We start from the raw sequence: 16923 nt of genomic DNA on the forward strand, positions 1-16923 counted from the left end.
CGATTATTCGGTTTTAGGCACGCAACAGCCAGAAGGAAAGCAACGCACAGACGCCAAATATCATTGAGAATGCGTAATGATAAATATGACCGGACTGAAGCAGCTTGGCTAATAAAGAGAAAATCTCCACGACGCGTACCGAACCACCGACGATAACCCCGTCGATAACGCCTGCATCGCCCCCCCTCCAAAGCCCCTTCCCAAGCAATCTTGCCCCGCCCGCAATGATCCTCTCGTTAAACTCATCAAAGTAATATTTATTTTCGAGAACTTTGTATAACGGATCGAATACCGACTTGATCGCTGCTGGAATATTCGGGCACTTCAAATAAAAAACCCAAGCGGTTACAACTCCAGAAACTGCCAAGAAAAACACGGGAGTAGAAAAACTGTGCAAAGCCATCGCTACTGCCCCGTGAAACTCCTTCCCCATTTCCTCAATTGCAGGATGGATATGTGAATTGATAAACACCGCGCCATCAAAGTAGCCGCCAAATAGCATTGGCTCAACCGCGAAATATCCAATAAATAGCGAAGGAATGGCTAACAAAATCAGCGGCAATGTTACGACGAGCGGGGGCTCATGCGGCTTTTCTCCCGGCCCCAATCCGTGATGGTGATCGGGCGAGACTTCTTCATCGTCATGATCACCATCGTGCGAATGCGTCCCATGGCTGGATTCATGCTTCCCGAAACGCTCCTTGCCGTGGAATACGAGAAAAAACATCCTGAAAGAATAAAACGCGGTGATAAACACTCCCGCCATTACAGCGAAATACGCGAACCCGGATCCAAAAACATTCGACAAGGCGACTGCCTCAATGATCGAATCCTTTGAATAAAAACCGGAAAAGAACGGTGTTCCAATCAAGGCTAAAGAACCGACCAGCGAAGTCATCCATGTAATCGGCATATATTTCCGCAAACCACCCATGTTCCGAATATCCTGATCGTGATGCATACCGATAATCACGGCACCAGCCCCAAGAAACAACAACGCTTTGAAAAAGGCATGTGTCATCAAATGAAAGATGGCAATTGAATATGCGGAGGCGCCCAAAGCCACCGTCATGTAGCCGAGCTGAGATAAGGTCGAATAAGCGACAACCCGCTTGATATCATTTTGAATGATCCCGAGAAAGCCCATGAACAAAGCCGTGATCGAACCGATAATAATGACGAACGACAACGCGGTTTCAGAGAGTTCAAACAGCGGCGACATTCTTGCGACCATAAAAATACCGGCGGTAACCATTGTGGCTGCATGGATGAGCGCGGAAATCGGAGTCGGACCCTCCATTGAATCAGGAAGCCAGACGTGTAGCGGGACCTGCGCCGATTTCCCCATCGCTCCAATGAACAGCAGAATACAAGTCGCGCTCATAAGTGAGACGGTGCCCCACTCAACGCCGGGAACAATAGGCACAAGCACATCGGCGAGTGCGGCAGCCTGCGAGAAGACGGTCTTATAATCAAGCGATCCGAAGTGGGCCAAGACCAAACCAATTCCAAGGATGAATCCGAAGTCACCGACCCGATTTACCAAGAAAGCCTTCATATTGGCAACAATCGCCGTCGGTCTCGTATACCAGAAGCCGATCAACAGATAAGAAACGAGACCAACCGCTTCCCAGCCGAAAAAAAGCTGCATGAAATTGTTGCTCATCACCAGCATTAGCATGGCGAAGGTAAATAACGAAATATAACTGAAGAACCGATTATATCCGGGGTCATCCTGCATATAACCAATAGTATAAATATGCACCATGAGCGATACAAACGTCACAACGAGCATCATTGTTACCGTAAGTTGATCGATCAGAAAACCAACCTCAAACGAGTAATCGCCAGACGTCATCCAGTGATATACCGTCCCGTTAAAGGTATTTCCGGCTAAAACATCTTGAAAGATGAGTATCGAGGCTAAAAATGCGGTCGCCACACCGGCAATGGTGACAGTGTGAGCTAGCGGTCGCGAAATAATCCTGCAAAACAGACCAGCAATCATGGCCCCGAGCAACGGAGCCAACGGGACCAGCAGGTAAAGCTTTTGCATATCCATTGTATTAACCCTTCAGGCTGTCCAGATCATCAACGTGGATGGTCCGTAGATTTCTGAACAACACCACAAGAATAGCAAGCCCAATTGCAGATTCAGCCGCCGCTACGGTGAGAATAAAAAACACGAACAACTGGCCAGCCAAGTCCTGCATATAGTGCGAAAACGCAACAAAATTCATATTAACCGCGAGCAGCATCAACTCAATCGACATCAATAGAACAATTAAATTCTTACGATTGAGAAATATGCCGACGACACCGACCGAAAAGAGTATCGCACCTAGCACGAGAAAATGTGACAGTGTAAGCAAGTTGCCTCCTGGAGCTTTTTTGATATCTCGACGACTTTGTTATCCAGCGGATTAACGCACAACCCACGACAACAACTGATTGATTACTCACGAGCCTCGGCCGGAATCTTCAAAACCCGAACACGATCCTTGGCTTTTACAAAAACTTGCTCGGACGGGCTGACCGACTTGCTCTTTGTTTTGCCGCGTAACGTGAGCGCGACAGCAGCAACGACCCCAACGAGTAGAATCACCGAAGCAAGCTCGAAAGGATATACGTACTCTGTGAACAACAACCTGCCCAAAGCCTTGGAATTACTGTATTGGCTATCCTGTTGGGGAATGTCGCTCTCAAGAAGGCCGGAATATGTTCCACCCAAGACAAGCGCCATTTCGGCAACCATAAGCAAAGAAACAATCGAGGCCAATGGAAGATATTTCCAAAAGCCTTCTCTTAACCTATCAACATTAATGTCCAGAAGCATAACCACAAACAGGAAAAGCACCATTACCGCGCCAACGTAAACTAGCACCAAGGCGATGGCTAAAAACTCCGCCTGCAACAATATCCAAACCCCACTCGCACTAAAAAAAGCGAGGATAAGATGCAGAGCTGCGTGAACGGGATTCTTTAGCGTTACGACCCGTAAACTGGCAAACACCAAGACAGCGGAAATAAAATAAAAAACGAACGTCTTGAATTCCATCGTGTAGTCGCCTCTTAGCGGTATTTAGAATCCAAAGCACGATCTTCGGCAATTTGGTTTTCGTACTTGTCGCCATTCGCCAAAAGCATCGCTTTGGTATAATAAAGGTCATTGCGTGATTCACCGTGGTACTCGAACACACGGGTCTCAACAATGGCGTCGACGGGACATGCCTCCTCGCAGAAACCACAGAAAATGCACTTGTTCAGGTCTATGTCATAGCGCGTCGTGCGCCGCGAACCATCATCGCGTTCGCCGCACTCAATCGTAATCGCCATTGCCGGGCACACCGCCTCGCACAGCTTGCAAGCGATACAACGTTCTTCACCATTCGGATACCGGCGCAGCGCATGCAACCCCCGGAACCGGTAACTCTGTGGAGTCTTCTCTTCAGGATATTGAACCGTGATCTTGCGCGAAAAAAGATGCCGGCCCGTAACAGATAGTCCTTTTAACAGTTCCTTAAGCAGGAGACTATTTAATATTTCTTTCACCGATCCCATGAGTATTTAGCCTCTCACTTCCAGATATTCCAAGGCGACATCATCCAGCAACCGACAATGAGAAGCCAAACAAGACAAACCGGAATAAATACCTTCCAGCCAAGTCGCATCACTTGATCGTATCGATAGCGTGGGAATGTCGCTCGGGCCCAAAAAAAGACTACCAGAAGAGCAAACATCTTAAAGAACAGCCAAAAGGCGCTGTCCGGCAGGAACCCAAAAGGTGACGACCATCCACCCAAGAACAGCAGGGAGATCAACGCAGTACCAAGAATCATTGCAGAATATTCGGCGAGTTGGAATACAGCAAAACTCATACCGGCATATTCAACATGATAGCCAACAATCTCGGACTCTCCCTCGGGCAAATCAAACGGAGCCCGTCCGCACTCTGCAAAAATCGAGACAAGATAGACAACAAACATGGGCAGCAAGGGCAACCAATTCCACGAAAGGAAATTCAAGCCCATATCGGCGAATCTTCCCTGACCCTGCGCTTGTACGATATCAACAACATTCAGGCTGTTCGAAATCATTAGCACCACGACCAGCGAAAGCCCCATCGCAACTTCATACGAAATCATCTGAGCGGCAGAGCGCATGCTGCCCAAAAATGCGTATTTCGAATTTGATGACCAGCCAGCGAGAATGATCCCGTAAACGCTGATAGACGTCACAGCCATGATGAATAGCAGGCTTGCGTTCACATTCGCCAGTACCAAAAAGTCGCTGAACGGAATTACAGCCCACGCCAACACCGCCGGGGTAAAGGCGAAGACGGGCGCAATCAGGAATACGAATTTGTCCGCACCCGATGGAATCGTCACTTCTTTCAGCAGCAGCTTGAGACCATCGGCCAAAGGTTGAATAAGTCCCCAAGGCCCAACCCGGTTTGGCCCGATCCGAACCTGCATCCAGCCAATCACCTTACGCTCAGCAAAGGTTGTATACGCCACACCAAGCAGCAGCGGCGCAATTATGAGCATCACTTTAATGACTGTCCAGACGACAGTAAGAATATCTTGCCAGGCGCCGCCAAATAATTCCTGTCCGAACTGCATGAACCGATCCAGATATGGAAGCAAGAACCCCGGCAAAATTAGCTGAAGCGTATCGACCATTATGCGGACTCCATTTTTATCGCGCCGAACATATCGCCGAGCATTGAAGTTGACGCGTGCGCTGCCGAAATCTGTACGCAGCCAAAGGGCACCGCATTATCTACCGCTATGGATAGAACAGTCTCACCCGAAGACTGAACAACACGAGTCAATGAGCTATCAGCGATCCCAAGACTTTTCAGCGTGCCAGCACTAACTCGCGCAGTTGGCGATACTGAATCACGGGTTTCCTGAAGGCTATTCGCGCGCCGTACCAAGGAATCTGCGAAATAAATAGGCACATCCGAAATGCGCTGCAAATCCATCTGCGCTGCCTCAAGTCGGACCGAGACACCGGCAACGGAATTGTCCAACCCGCCCGCAAACTCACCGGGATTACCGACAATCTCGTTTCGAACCGCCTCACTCGACTCTTGATCGAAACCGCCGAAGTCAAGCAAGTTACCTAAAACGCGCAATACTTTCCACGCGGGGCGCGCATCCCCAGGGGTCTGACACACTCCAGCAACACTCTGAATCCTGCCTTCGGCGCTCACAAACGTACCCGACGTTTCCGTAAACGCAGCAACCGGCAACAACACATCCGCCGTATCGAGCATCGCCTGACTTTTAAATGGCGTGAGCATCACGACAAGGGATGCCTGCTTGAGCGCGGCACTAGCCATTCCTGGATTGTGGCAATCCAATTCTGGCTCTACGCCCAGCAGGATATAGGCCTTGCGAGGCTCAACGAACATATCATAGGCATTACCGGAACTTGGCAAAGCACCTGCGAGATGACCACCAACGCAATTGGCCCCCTCGCCAATAAACCCAACAACCGCACCGGAAAGCCGGCCTAGTTCGTTCGCAAGAACATGAATCGTCGATGCGGACGGATGTTGCTCGGCGAGATTCCCCAAAAATACGGCCTTTTTCCCGTCCGCCAGTAGGCTTTCGGCAATCGAAACGCTAGCCGCGTCGGGCTGGACATTTTCAAGCTCGTCTAGGGTCTCGATTCCTTTCAACGCCGCCACGGCCTTCACCACCGCCGCCAGAGCGAAAGGGAGCTGACTAGGCGCTACGGTAATCCGGGCATTAAGATTGATCAGCGGATCATCTCCCGTAACGGAAATTAGGCTGACTTTTCCAGACTTTCTGGCTAATTGACGAAGCCGCTGGGCAAATAACGGATGATCCTTGCGCAGGACACTGCCGACGACGACGGCCGCATCAAGTTCTTTAATCTCGGAAAGGCGCAACCCAAGCCATGGCGCCCCTACCATCTTGGCGTCAGTTGCGAAATCGCGGCGACGCGGTCGGAAATCAACGCAACCAGAACCAAGTCCCCGCGTCAACTTCTGGAGAAGGTAAAGCTCCTCCAACGTCGACGAAGGTGACGCCAAGGATGCAATGGCATTTCCCCCATGAGTCCTTGCGACATCCTTCAGCCCGTGAGCCACATAGTCGAGGGCCACACTCCAATCGACTTCTCGCAAACTCCCATCCACCCGCACCATTGGCTTCAGCAAGCGATCACTGCAGTTAAGCGCCTCATAGGAAAAGCGATCACGGTCGCTAATCCAGCACTCATTGACATCTTCGTTTTCGCGCGGCAGCACGCGCATAACGCGATTGTTCTTTACCTGAACATACAGATTTGTACCGAGGCTATCGTGCGGACTTACCGATTTCCGACGCGACAGCTCCCAGCTACGCGCCTTATAACGGAAAGGTTTCGAGGTAAGAGCTCCAACCGGGCAGAGATCAATCATGTTTCCGGAAAGCTCGGAATCGACGGTTCTCCCAACGAACGTCTGGATTTCGGAATGCATATTCCGATTCGCCATACCAAGTTCCATCACTCCGGCGATTTCCTGACCGAATCGAACACAGCGCGTGCAGTGAATGCAACGTGACATTTCCTGCATTGATATCAACGGACCAACGTTCTTCTGGAAAACGACGCGCTTATCCTCCCGATATCGTGCTTCAGATCCGCCGTAACCGACCGCGAGATCCTGCAATTGACATTCTCCCCCCTGATCGCAAATCGGACAATCAAGAGGATGGTTGATCAGAAGGAACTCCATGACGCCTTTTTGCGCATTCACGGCAAGTTCAGAATGCGTAAACACCTTCATTCCGTTCGTGACAGGAGTAGCGCACGCGGGCAGTGGTTTGGGGGCTTTCTCGACCTGAACAAGGCACATCCGGCAGTTAGCCGAAATCGACAGCTTTTTGTGATAACAAAAATGCGGAATATAAGCGCCCACAAGCTGAGCCGCATCCATGATGGTGCTTCCCGCCGGGACTTGGGTTTGCTTTCCGTCTATTTCAATTTCAAGCATATCGAACTACCTTAAGACAACGCACTAAAGAAACCGCTACCCGCCCGTTGAATATCGACCGGTACGAGGCATTTCTTCTGTTCGATGTGGTAAATGAATTCGTCGCGGAAGTGCTTAACGAAACTCTGTACCGGCAATGCAGCAGCATCTCCCAGAGCGCAAATGGTGCGCCCCATAATATTTCCGGTAATACTTTCCAGCAATTCCAAGTCGTCCTCACGTCCATTACCATTTTCGATCCGATGAACGATTTTATATAACCAACTCGTCCCTTCGCGACATGGCGTGCACTGGCCGCAAGATTCCTCGTAATAAAAATATGAAAGTCGCTCCAGCGCTTTCACCATACACACAGTCTCATCGATAATGATTACGGCCCCCGACCCCAGCATTGATCCTGCCTTGGCGATCGAATCGTAGTCCATGGTGCATTGCATCATGACGTCGCCTGGCACGACCGGCGATGATGAACCGCCGGGAATGCATGCCTTGAGTCGCCGCCCACCGCGCATACCTCCAGCCATTTCGAGCAATGTCGAAAATGGCGTACCAAGCGGAATTTCGTAATTGCCTGGCTTATTAACATGACCCGAGATCGAAAAAATCTTTGTACCGCCGTTATTCGGTTTACCAGCATTCAGGAAGGCATCACCGCCAAGATTTACAATCCACGGAATAGAAGCGAACGTCTCGGTATTGTTGATCGTTGTGGGCTTGCCATACAGACCAAAATTGGCCGGAAATGGCGGCTTGTATCGCGGCTGCCCCTTTTTCCCCTCGATGGATTCGAGCAGTGCAGTCTCTTCTCCGCAAATGTATGCCCCATAGCCATGGTGAGCGAAGAGGTCAAAATCGAACCCCGACCCTAAAATGTTCGCCCCCAAGAGTCCGGCCGACCGCGCTTCATCCAAGGCTTCTTCAAATCGCTTGTAAATTTCCCATATCTCGCCATGGATATAGTTATACCCACACGAAGCACCCATCGCATATCCGGCGATCGCCATCCCCTCAATTACGGAATGGGGGTTATAACGCAAAATATCGCGATCTTTGAACGTACCGGGTTCGCCTTCGTCGGAATTACAGACTACGTATTTATTGCCTTGATAGTCGCGCGGCATGAAGCTCCACTTAAGCCCTGTGGGGAATCCCGCCCCCCCACGGCCTCGCAGACCCGACTTCTTAACCTCACCGATAATTTCGTCAGGAGAAATTTTTTCTGCCAAAACTTTTTTAAGCGCCGAATATCCACCGCGCTTCAAATAATGCTCAAGTCGCCAAGCATTGTCACCGTCCAAGCCCGACGTAAGCATTGGTTGAATTGCACCCAAAATGGTCATTACTCAAGCTCCGCCAACAGTCTGTCGATTTGCTCCGGCCCCATGCAGCTACACATCCGCCGGTTACTGACCAGCATTACAGGCGCATCACCGCACGCCCCCATGCATTCACCCTCTTTGAGAGTGAACTTGCCGTCCACCGTTGTTTCGTTAAAACCAATACCCAACTTCGCCTTTAAATACTCGGCCGCATCAACTCCGCCGGATAACATGCAGGGTAGATTGGTACACACTGTGAGCTTGTATTTTCCAACCGGGTTCAGGTCGTACATCGAGTAAAAACTCGCTACTTCATAGGCTGCGATCGGCGCCATGCCCAGATAGTTAGCAACGAACTCAATCGTCTCGTTAGACAACCACCCCCGCTCCTCTTGCGCAATAGCCAGCGCCGCCATAACGGCAGACTGTTTTTGGTCAGCGGGATATTTTTCGATCTCTCGATCGATTCTCTGCAGAGATTCAGTAGTAAGCATCAACGGTCAATCTCGCCAAAAACGATATCAATAGTGCCCACCATCGTCACAACGTCCGCAATCATGTGGCCCCGTACCAACTCATCCATAGCCGACAGATGGACATAGCCCGGCGAGCGGATCTTCAAGCGATAGGGTTTGTTCGCACCGTCAGAAATCGCATAGATACCGAACTCACCCTTCGGGTGTTCCACTGCGGAATACACTTGCCCTTCAGGAACATGGATACCTTCAGTGCACAATTTGAAATGGTGCACAAGTTCTTCCATATTCGATTTCATCTTCGCCCGTGATGGCGGCGCAACCTTATGGTTATCGCTTATCACCGGACCAGGATTGACACGCAACCAGTCTATACACTGCCGGAGGATTCTGTTCGATTGCCGCATTTCTTCAACGCGGACGAGATAGCGATCATAACTATCACCAGTCACGCCAACAGGAATATCAAAGTCAAGCCTGTCATAAACCGCATATGGCTGTTTCTTTCGCAGATCCCACGCCACGCCAGAACCACGCAACATTGCACCGGAAAAACCGAGTTGCATCGCACGCTCCGGAGAAACCACGCCAACGTTCACCAGGCGCTGCTTCCAGATCCGGTTGTCTGTCAGAAGCGTCTCGTATTCATCGATAATTTTCGGGAAACGAACAACAAAATCGTCAAGAAAATCAAGCAACGTCCCACTGCGCACTTCATTCAGTTTTTTGACTTCAGCCGCACTTTTCCATTTTGATTCTTTGTACATCGGCATCGTATCGGGCAAGTCGCGATACACGCCACCCGGCCGGTAATAGGCGGCGTGCCAACGTGTTCCCGAGACGGCTTCGTAGCAATCGACCAGATCCTCACGCTCTCTCATGGCGTAAAGCATCATCGTCATGGCGCCAACATCAAGGCCATGCGCACCGATCCACAGCAGGTGATTCAGGACACGAGTAATCTCGTCAAACATCACTCGGATGTACTGAGCACGAACGGGCACATCAATGCCAAGCATTTTCTCGATGGCCAGGCAGTAGGCATGCTCGCTGCACATCATGGACATGTAGTCGAGACGGTCCATATAGGGGACCGATTGAATCCACGTTTTTGTCTCGGCAAGCTTCTCGGTCGCCCGATGCAACATGCCAATGTGCGGATCAGCCCGCACCACAACTTCACCATCCAGTTCGAGCACCATACGCAAAACCCCATGCGCTGCGGGGTGCTGCGGACCGAAATTTATTGTGTAATTCTGAATATCCGCCATGCTAAACATCCCCGTAAGTGTTTTCACGCACAACGCGCGGGGTAATTTCTCGTTCCTCGATCGTTACCGGCTGATAAACAACGCGGCGCTGCTCGGAGTCGTAACGCATTTCAACATACCCACAGACAGGAAAGTCTTTCCGGAATGGATGACCAACGAACCCGTAATCCGTCAAAATACGACGCAGATCGGGATGCCCCGGGAACACAATTCCGTATAAATCAAACGCTTCACGCTCAAACCAATTTACCGAGTTCCATACTTCCACCACAGACGGTACGGAAGGAAAATCGTCATTCTCGGCAAAGCAGCGGACGCGTACCCGCCAGTTGTTGGAAATTGACAAAAGCTGACTAACAACAGCGAAACGCTTTCCAGTCCACGTGCCATTCCCATACGCCGAATAGTCGACGCCACACAAGTCAATTAACTCTTCGCACCGCAATTCAGGGTTATCACGAAGAATAAACATCGACTCAAGGTATGTATCGACCTTGACGTCAAGATTAACCTCCCCAAATGCAACTTGGAGCGATTCGACCCGTTCCCCGAGATGCTTACGCAAGGCTTGACAGAGCGATTCCAGCTTGGACGACATATAGGACTTCCAGCGAATTAACGAGCAATGGTACTAGTACGGCGGATCTTGTTCTGCAACTGAATCAGCCCATAGATAAGAGCTTCTGCAGTAGGCGGACACCCGGGAATGTAAATATCAACCGGAACAATCCGGTCACACCCGCGAACAACCGAGTAGGCGTAGTGGTAATACCCACCACCGTTGGCGCACGACCCCATTGAGATCACCCAACGTGGCTCGGCCATCTGGTCATAAACCTTGCGCAAAGCCGGCGCCATCTTATTTGTCAGCGTACCCGCCACGATCATCACATCAGACTGACGGGGGCTGGGGCGAAAAACAATCCCGAAACGGTCAAGGTCGTAGCGAGAACAACCGGAGTGAATCATCTCAATCGCACAACACGCCAGACCAAACGTCATGGGCCACATCGACCCTGTGCGCATATAGTTGATAAGCTTGTCGGCGGTCGTGGTAATAAAGCCTTCTTGAAGGATGCCTTCAATACTCATGTCTCACTCCCAATCCAGCCCGCCCTTGGCCCAGGCATATGCATAGCCAACGACCAGAATCGCGATAAACACAATCATTTCAACAAAGCCGAAGAACTTTATCGATTCGGTGGCAACAATTTCCTTGAAGATCGTTGCCCAAGGCACAAGAAAGGCAACTTCCAGATCAAAAAGGATAAAAAGAATCGAAATAAGGTAATAACGCACATCGAATTTCATACGTGCGTCTTCGAATGCCTCAAACCCGCATTCGTAAGGCGATAACTTTTCCGGATTCGGCCGGTGCGGAGCGACGACCATACCGGTTATTACCGGTGCAATACCAAAAACCAAGCCGATCAAGACAAAGACAAGCACCGGGAAATACGTTTCCAGCATGATTCGCCACACCTTTTGTCAAAAACAAAGGGGCCGCTAGAGACGCCACCCCTTCGATTGGTGCCGACGATGAGACTCGAACTCATACGACCAAGGTCACTACCCCCTCAAGATAGCGTGTCTACCAATTTCACCACGTCGGCACAACCCAGTTCAGATGGCGCCCAAGAGGGATAAGGGCACCATCATTACGAAACCCAGCTTTTACTTTGGAATTTCTTTCGACTTCGATCCGGGCTCTTGAGAACTTCCAGCCGGATTCTCAGACGTTGTTGCAACTCCGGAAACAGCGCCGGATTCTACCGCTTTCTCCATAACGCTTCCAGTCGTTTTTGGCTTGCTTGCCGCCATATAGGCCAAAGAGAGGCTGGTGGCAAAAAAAACGGCCGCCAAAATCGCGGTTGTTCTGCTCAGGAAATTGGCAGAGCCTGTCGCACCAAAAAGACTTCCCGATGCGCCGCTACCGAACGCTGCCCCCATGTCAGCCCCTTTGCCATGCTGAAGCAGCACCAAGCCGATAATCCCCAAACTAGCCAGAATATGAACCAGCAAAATAATCGAAAACAAGTACCCCATACTTCCTCTTTAGCAAACAGCTGCTGAACATATTGCAAGAAAATCGGCCGCCACCAAGGACGCCCCCCCCACTAAGCCGCCATCAATATCAGGCATCGCAAACAACTCAGCCGCATTCGAGGGCTTGACACTCCCCCCGTACAGTATCTGCAGTTTTTGCGCCACTTCCGGATCGAAAGATGCAATCAACGCACGGATAGCCGCATGAACCTCCTGCGCCTGCTCCGAACTCGCAGTCCTTCCCGTACCGATCGCCCAAACTGGCTCATAGGCAACAACAGCGGTTGAAAAGGCCGTGACCCCCACTTTATCCAGAACAGCCCTTATCTGCGAGGACACCACCTGAATAGTCGCTCCGCTCTCGCGTTCGGACAATGTTTCCCCAACACAAAGCACTGGCAACAACCCCGACGACAAAGCCAGCGAGAACTTTTCCGCAACCACTGCGTCCGACTCACCGTAAATCGAACGTCGCTCAGAATGACCAACAAGCACATAGCGACAAGCAAAATCTTGCAGCATTGATACGCTGACTTCGCCCGTATAAGCACCCTGCGGATACTCGCTTACGTTCTGAGCCCCCCAGGCAACGGGAGTCGCACTCAAGATTGATTGAGCTTGAAAAAGATACGGATAAGGGACAAAGACAGCGACAGAAACGCCCCGCAAGACCGCCGAGCCTGCCACGATGGCTTGCAGCAGATCTTGATTGGTGGCTAGACCACCATGCATTTTCCAGTTCCCGGCAACCAGCTTCTGACGCATATATTCTCCCCGACAAAGCCGAACGATTATAGACAGCCCGGAGCATTCCGGTCAATTTGAAAACGGTTACCCATCTACATCGCATCTTTCGGCGGGAACCCGCACAACGCCCACCAGCATCCCGACATTCACAACCCGACAAGAAATGGGCCGCTTGAAGCGGCCCGCCATTGACTTACAACACGACTACCCGAAGCGACCCGTAATATAGTCCTCGGTTTCCTTCCGTTTTGGTTTGATGAAGATCTGGTCGGTAATGCCGAACTCGACCATCTCGCCAAGATACATGTAAGCGGTATAGTCGGAGATACGTGCAGCTTGCTGCATGTTGTGCGTCACGATCAGAATCGTTACTTTTTCCTTGAGCTCCGAAATAAGCTCCTCAATGCTGGCGGTAGCGATGGGATCCAGCGCAGAAGTTGGCTCATCGAAGAGCAACAATTCAGGGTCAGTCGCCAAGGCACGGGCAATGCACAAGCGTTGCTGCTGCCCCCCCGAAAGATTAGCCCCCAAGTCCTTTAACCGATCCTTGACCTCGCTCCAAAGGGCTGCACCGCGCAACGCGGCTTCAACCTTATCGTCGATTACCGAACGCGCCGTTTCGCCGCGCACGCGCAGCCCGTAAGCCACATTCTCGTAAATCGATTTCGGAAAAGGATTGGGCTTCTGAAAGACCATGCTGATCCGCATGCGCACCTCGATCGGATCGACTGCTTTCGAAAGCAGATTGGTGCGATCCGGATGAAACTCGATCGCACCTTCATAGCGGTTCCCGGGGTACAAATCGTGCATACGGTTAAAACAACGCAGGTACGTTGACTTGCCACACCCCGACGGACCGATCAGCGAGGTCACCTTCTTGTCGTAAACTGGCATGTTAATGCCCTTCAGGGCCTTAAAGTCACCGTAGTAAAAGCTCAGATTTCGAGCCTCTGCCTTGAGAACGGTGCTATTAGCCACCGCCAAATCTTCGGTATTCACATTCATCGATATCACCGTCAAATTCTTACCATTTGATGTTCTTGCGCAAACGATAGCGCAACCAGATTGCCAGTCCGTTCATGGCCAGAGTCATGAGAACCAGTATGAAACCAGCTGCCGCGGCGTTATTCAGAAACGCCGCCTCGGGGCGCGATGTCCAGTTGAACATCTGGATGGGCATCACGGTAAAGGGGGCAAAGAGCCAGTCGAACACACCGGCCGGCGGATCCCCCGCAAACGGCATCGGCGGCAGGAACGCGATAAAGGTCAGCGCCCCCACTGTAATGATCGGCGCCGTTTCCCCGATCGCACGCGCCATGCCGATAATCACGCCGGTCAAAATACCGGGGCTGGAATAAGGGACAATGTGGTCGCTAACAACCTGCCAGGTCGTAGCCCCACAGGCGTACGCGCCCTCGCGGATAATTTGCGGAATCGACCGAATGGCTTCCCGGGTCGCAACGATCACGACTGGCAGAATAAGCAGCGCGAGCGTCAATCCGGCGGTCAAAATACTTTGACCGAAGCCGAATGTATAAACAAACAACCCCAAAGCCAGCAAACCGTAAATGATCGACGGAACGCCAGCCAGATTGGTCACATTGATTTCAATGACGTCAGTCAGCCAGTTCTTGGGCGCATATTCTTCAAGATAGACACCTGCCGCAACGCCAAGGGGAACGGCGGCACATGCCGTCACCAGCATAACGAGCACCGAGCCGACCCAAGCCGAGAGAATCCCGGCATTTGCCGCGCGACGGGACGGGAAGGAGGTCAGAAAATCGATATCGATCCGCCCCAGGCCATTTATCGCCATGTCGATGAACAGCGAAGCGAAGGTCATCAAAGCGACCATCAAGGCCAGAATACCAAGCACGCCGAACATCCAATCCCAGCGCTTGTGCGCCGCGATGATGGCGCGAAGGGCTTGTAAATCCTGCTCTTTCATCAATACACCTCGCGATATTTCTTGCGCATGTAATAACCAACCAGATTGAAGGAGAGCGTCAGCAGCATCAACGTCAATCCCGCAGCAAAAATGGTCTGGTAGCCGATACTGCCGTGCGGCAAGTCTCCCAACGCCACCTGAACGATAAATGAAGTGACCGTTGCCCCCGGTTCGGTTGGATTGAACGTCAGGTTCGGCTGCATACCCGCCGCGACCGCGAGGATCATCGTCTCGCCGACTGCCCGGGAAACCCCCAGAATAAACGCGGCTGCAATCCCGGAGATGGCCGATGGCACCACGACCCGAAGCGCCGTCTGCAGACGGGTCGCACCGGTCGCGTACGACCCCTCGCGCAACGCCATCGGCACCGCCCGCATTGCATCCTCCGAGAGTGAAGCGACATACGGGATAATCATGATTCCCATGACGATACCGGCAGAGAGAAGGTTAAACCCGGGCAAATCCGGATAGACCTTCTGCAACAATGGCGTCAGGAAGAGCAGTGCGAAATAGCCGTAAATAATGGTCGGGATACCGCCCAGCAACTCCAAGAATGGCTTGGCGATTTCACGCACAGAAAACGGAGCGAACTCAGAGAGATAAATCGCGATGACTGTCCCGAGCGGAATTGCCACGAGCAAGGCCACGGCTGAACTTGTAATCGTCCCCGACAGCAAGACCATGATGCCGTAATGTGCATCATCGAAAAGCGGGGTCCACTGTGTGTCGAACAGAAAGTCGGTCAGCGGAACATGCTGGAAAAAGACCCACGATTCCTTTATCAAAATATAGACAATAGCTGTCGTGGTGAAGACTGACACACAGGCAGCAAGCAACAAAACGGCTTCGATCAGCCGTTCTTTAATGTGACGCGTATGGTCTTTTTTTAGACGATCACTGGGTACGGTCATAAAATCAAGCCTTTCGGCGGTTGTAGCACACGAATCCAACGACTCCTCCCATCATCCGGGCAGAGCACAGTTTTTCCGGCTGCGCCCGGGAACCCACATTTCACTCCAGCCGGAACTCCCCCGGCCGGAGCGGAAAGCGGAGTTACTTGGCTTCCAGTTTCATCAACTGTTCGATCGTAATACCAACCTTGTTTTCGCCACCAAATTTGGTGCCCTTGGCACGCTTGGCAAGTTGGTCAAGGTTGTAAGCATAAGCCTTGGCTGGCAACGGAACGTACTTCACTTCCTTGGTCAGTTTTTCGCCGTTCTTCATGTAGAACTCGACAAATTCCTTGACTTCGGGACGCTCAGCCGCTTTGGCGTTAACGTAGATAAAGATGGGGCGCGCCAACGGCTGATACGTACCGTTCACCACTGCCTCAAGCGACGGAGCCACCGCCGGCTTGCCCGGAGCAGCTACGACAGAAACAGCACCCAGCTTCTCTTTGTTCTCGATGTAATAAGCAAAGCCAAAATACCCGAGACCACCAACGTCGCGCGAAACGCCCTGCACGAGCACGTTATCGTCTTCCGAAGCGGTAAAGTCGCCACGCGTCGCCTTGGACTTGCCGTTAATCGCCTCAGTAAAGTATTCAAACGTCCCCGAGTCGGCACCCGGACCATACAACTTCAATGGCCGATCAGGCCATGCCGGATTGACCTGCTTCCAGCTGGTGATTTTACCCTGCGCCGCCGGCTCCCAGATCGCCTTGAGTTCGGCGACAGTCATGTTCTTTGCCCAGTCATTCTTCGGGTTGATCACAACCGTCAGCGCATCGTAAGCAACAGGCATCTCGATGTACTCAACACCAGCCGCCTTGCAGCTTTCCATTTCCTTTTTGGTAATGGGGCGGGAAGCATCCGCAACATCCGTCTCCCCGCGGCAGAATTTCTTAAAACCACCACCGGTACCGGAAATACCCACCGTCACACGAACTGCGTTCTTTTTGGCTTTCTGGAAGTCCTCGGCCACAGCCTCGGTAATCGGATACACCGTAGAGGAGCCATCAATCTTGACCAGCGCCTGGGCATAAGAAACGCTGGTTGCGACAACCCCGGTCAGCGCGAACGCAGCGGCAGCAGCATATTTCGTCATCTTCATGCAACACTCTCCTTGAATAGTTACGATGGGTTTTCATGCAACGAAATCAAGT

Annotated in this window: 18 protein-coding genes and 1 tRNA gene; all 19 read right to left on the reverse strand. The window is 51.6% G+C overall.

All coding sequences use genetic code 11. The annotated features are described in order from the left end of the window. Positions 1-13: 13 nt before the first annotated feature. Complete coding sequence (gene nuoL, locus GH659_RS00820; RefSeq protein WP_153108818.1) at positions 14-2062, reverse strand: NADH-quinone oxidoreductase subunit L; 2049 nt, start codon at positions 2060-2062, stop codon at positions 14-16. Positions 2063-2066: 4 nt separating this feature from the next. Then, entirely contained in the window at positions 2067-2372 is a 306-nt protein-coding gene (gene nuoK, locus GH659_RS00825) for an NADH-quinone oxidoreductase subunit NuoK (protein ID WP_153108819.1), read from the reverse strand. A gap of 83 nt (positions 2373-2455) precedes the next feature. Beyond that, entirely contained in the window at positions 2456-3058 is a 603-nt protein-coding gene (locus GH659_RS00830; RefSeq protein WP_153108820.1) for an NADH-quinone oxidoreductase subunit J, read from the reverse strand. Between the two features lie 14 nt (positions 3059-3072). Beyond that, entirely contained in the window at positions 3073-3561 is a 489-nt protein-coding gene (gene nuoI, locus GH659_RS00835) for an NADH-quinone oxidoreductase subunit NuoI (protein ID WP_153108821.1), read from the reverse strand. A gap of 14 nt (positions 3562-3575) precedes the next feature. Continuing rightward, positions 3576-4634 carry an NADH-quinone oxidoreductase subunit NuoH gene (gene nuoH / locus GH659_RS00840; RefSeq protein ID WP_425499971.1) on the reverse strand — a complete coding sequence of 353 codons (1059 nt, stop codon included), beginning with the start codon at positions 4632-4634 and terminating at the stop codon, positions 3576-3578. Positions 4635-4681: 47 nt separating this feature from the next. Beyond that, on the reverse strand, positions 4682-7012 hold the full coding sequence (gene nuoG, locus GH659_RS00845; RefSeq protein ID WP_153108822.1) for an NADH-quinone oxidoreductase subunit NuoG: 2331 nt from the start codon (positions 7010-7012) through the stop codon (positions 4682-4684). A gap of 11 nt (positions 7013-7023) precedes the next feature. After that, a complete protein-coding gene (gene nuoF, locus GH659_RS00850; protein ID WP_153109038.1) occupies positions 7024-8325 on the reverse strand; it encodes an NADH-quinone oxidoreductase subunit NuoF in 1302 nt (433 codons plus the stop codon). A gap of 26 nt (positions 8326-8351) precedes the next feature. After that, positions 8352-8825, reverse strand: coding sequence for an NADH-quinone oxidoreductase subunit NuoE (nuoE, locus tag GH659_RS00855; protein ID WP_153108823.1), 474 nt, complete (start codon positions 8823-8825; stop codon positions 8352-8354). Continuing rightward, positions 8825-10078, reverse strand: coding sequence for an NADH-quinone oxidoreductase subunit D (locus GH659_RS00860; protein WP_153108824.1), 1254 nt, complete (start codon positions 10076-10078; stop codon positions 8825-8827). Before GH659_RS00860 ends, nuoE begins: the two co-directional genes overlap by 1 nt. Before the next feature lies 1 nt (position 10079). Beyond that, positions 10080-10676 (reverse strand): NADH-quinone oxidoreductase subunit C, encoded by a 597-nt coding sequence (locus GH659_RS00865; protein WP_153108825.1) that lies wholly within the window; start codon positions 10674-10676, stop codon positions 10080-10082. A gap of 17 nt (positions 10677-10693) precedes the next feature. Beyond that, entirely contained in the window at positions 10694-11170 is a 477-nt protein-coding gene (locus tag GH659_RS00870; protein WP_153108826.1) for a NuoB/complex I 20 kDa subunit family protein, read from the reverse strand. A gap of 3 nt (positions 11171-11173) precedes the next feature. Then, the gene (ndhC, locus tag GH659_RS00875) at positions 11174-11548 is read right to left on the reverse strand and encodes an NADH-quinone oxidoreductase subunit A (protein ID WP_153108827.1); all 375 of its coding nucleotides are present in this window, start codon (positions 11546-11548) and stop codon (positions 11174-11176) included. A 58-nt stretch (positions 11549-11606) separates the two neighbouring features. Next, positions 11607-11691, reverse strand: a tRNA-Leu gene (locus GH659_RS00880). A 61-nt stretch (positions 11692-11752) separates the two neighbouring features. Continuing rightward, the gene (gene secG / locus GH659_RS00885; protein WP_153108828.1) at positions 11753-12124 is read right to left on the reverse strand and encodes a preprotein translocase subunit SecG; all 372 of its coding nucleotides are present in this window, start codon (positions 12122-12124) and stop codon (positions 11753-11755) included. Between the two features lie 9 nt (positions 12125-12133). Then, a complete protein-coding gene (gene tpiA, locus GH659_RS00890; protein WP_153108829.1) occupies positions 12134-12889 on the reverse strand; it encodes a triose-phosphate isomerase in 756 nt (251 codons plus the stop codon). 186 nt (positions 12890-13075) lie between these two features. Further along, positions 13076-13876: a phosphate ABC transporter ATP-binding protein PstB gene (gene pstB, locus GH659_RS00895; protein ID WP_153108830.1), complete on the reverse strand. Its 801-nt coding sequence runs from the start codon at positions 13874-13876 to the stop codon at positions 13076-13078. Between the two features lie 19 nt (positions 13877-13895). Beyond that, complete coding sequence (gene pstA / locus GH659_RS00900; protein ID WP_153108831.1) at positions 13896-14819, reverse strand: phosphate ABC transporter permease PstA; 924 nt, start codon at positions 14817-14819, stop codon at positions 13896-13898. Next, entirely contained in the window at positions 14819-15730 is a 912-nt protein-coding gene (pstC, locus tag GH659_RS00905; RefSeq protein ID WP_153108832.1) for a phosphate ABC transporter permease subunit PstC, read from the reverse strand. Before pstC ends, pstA begins: the two co-directional genes overlap by 1 nt. Before the next feature lie 142 nt (positions 15731-15872). Further along, on the reverse strand, positions 15873-16871 hold the full coding sequence (locus GH659_RS00910) for a PstS family phosphate ABC transporter substrate-binding protein (protein ID WP_425499967.1): 999 nt from the start codon (positions 16869-16871) through the stop codon (positions 15873-15875). Between the last annotated feature and the right edge of the window lie 52 nt (positions 16872-16923).

This window comes from Propionivibrio limicola, assembly GCF_009469695.1.
GTDB classification, from domain to species: domain Bacteria; phylum Pseudomonadota; class Gammaproteobacteria; order Burkholderiales; family Rhodocyclaceae; genus Propionivibrio; species Propionivibrio limicola.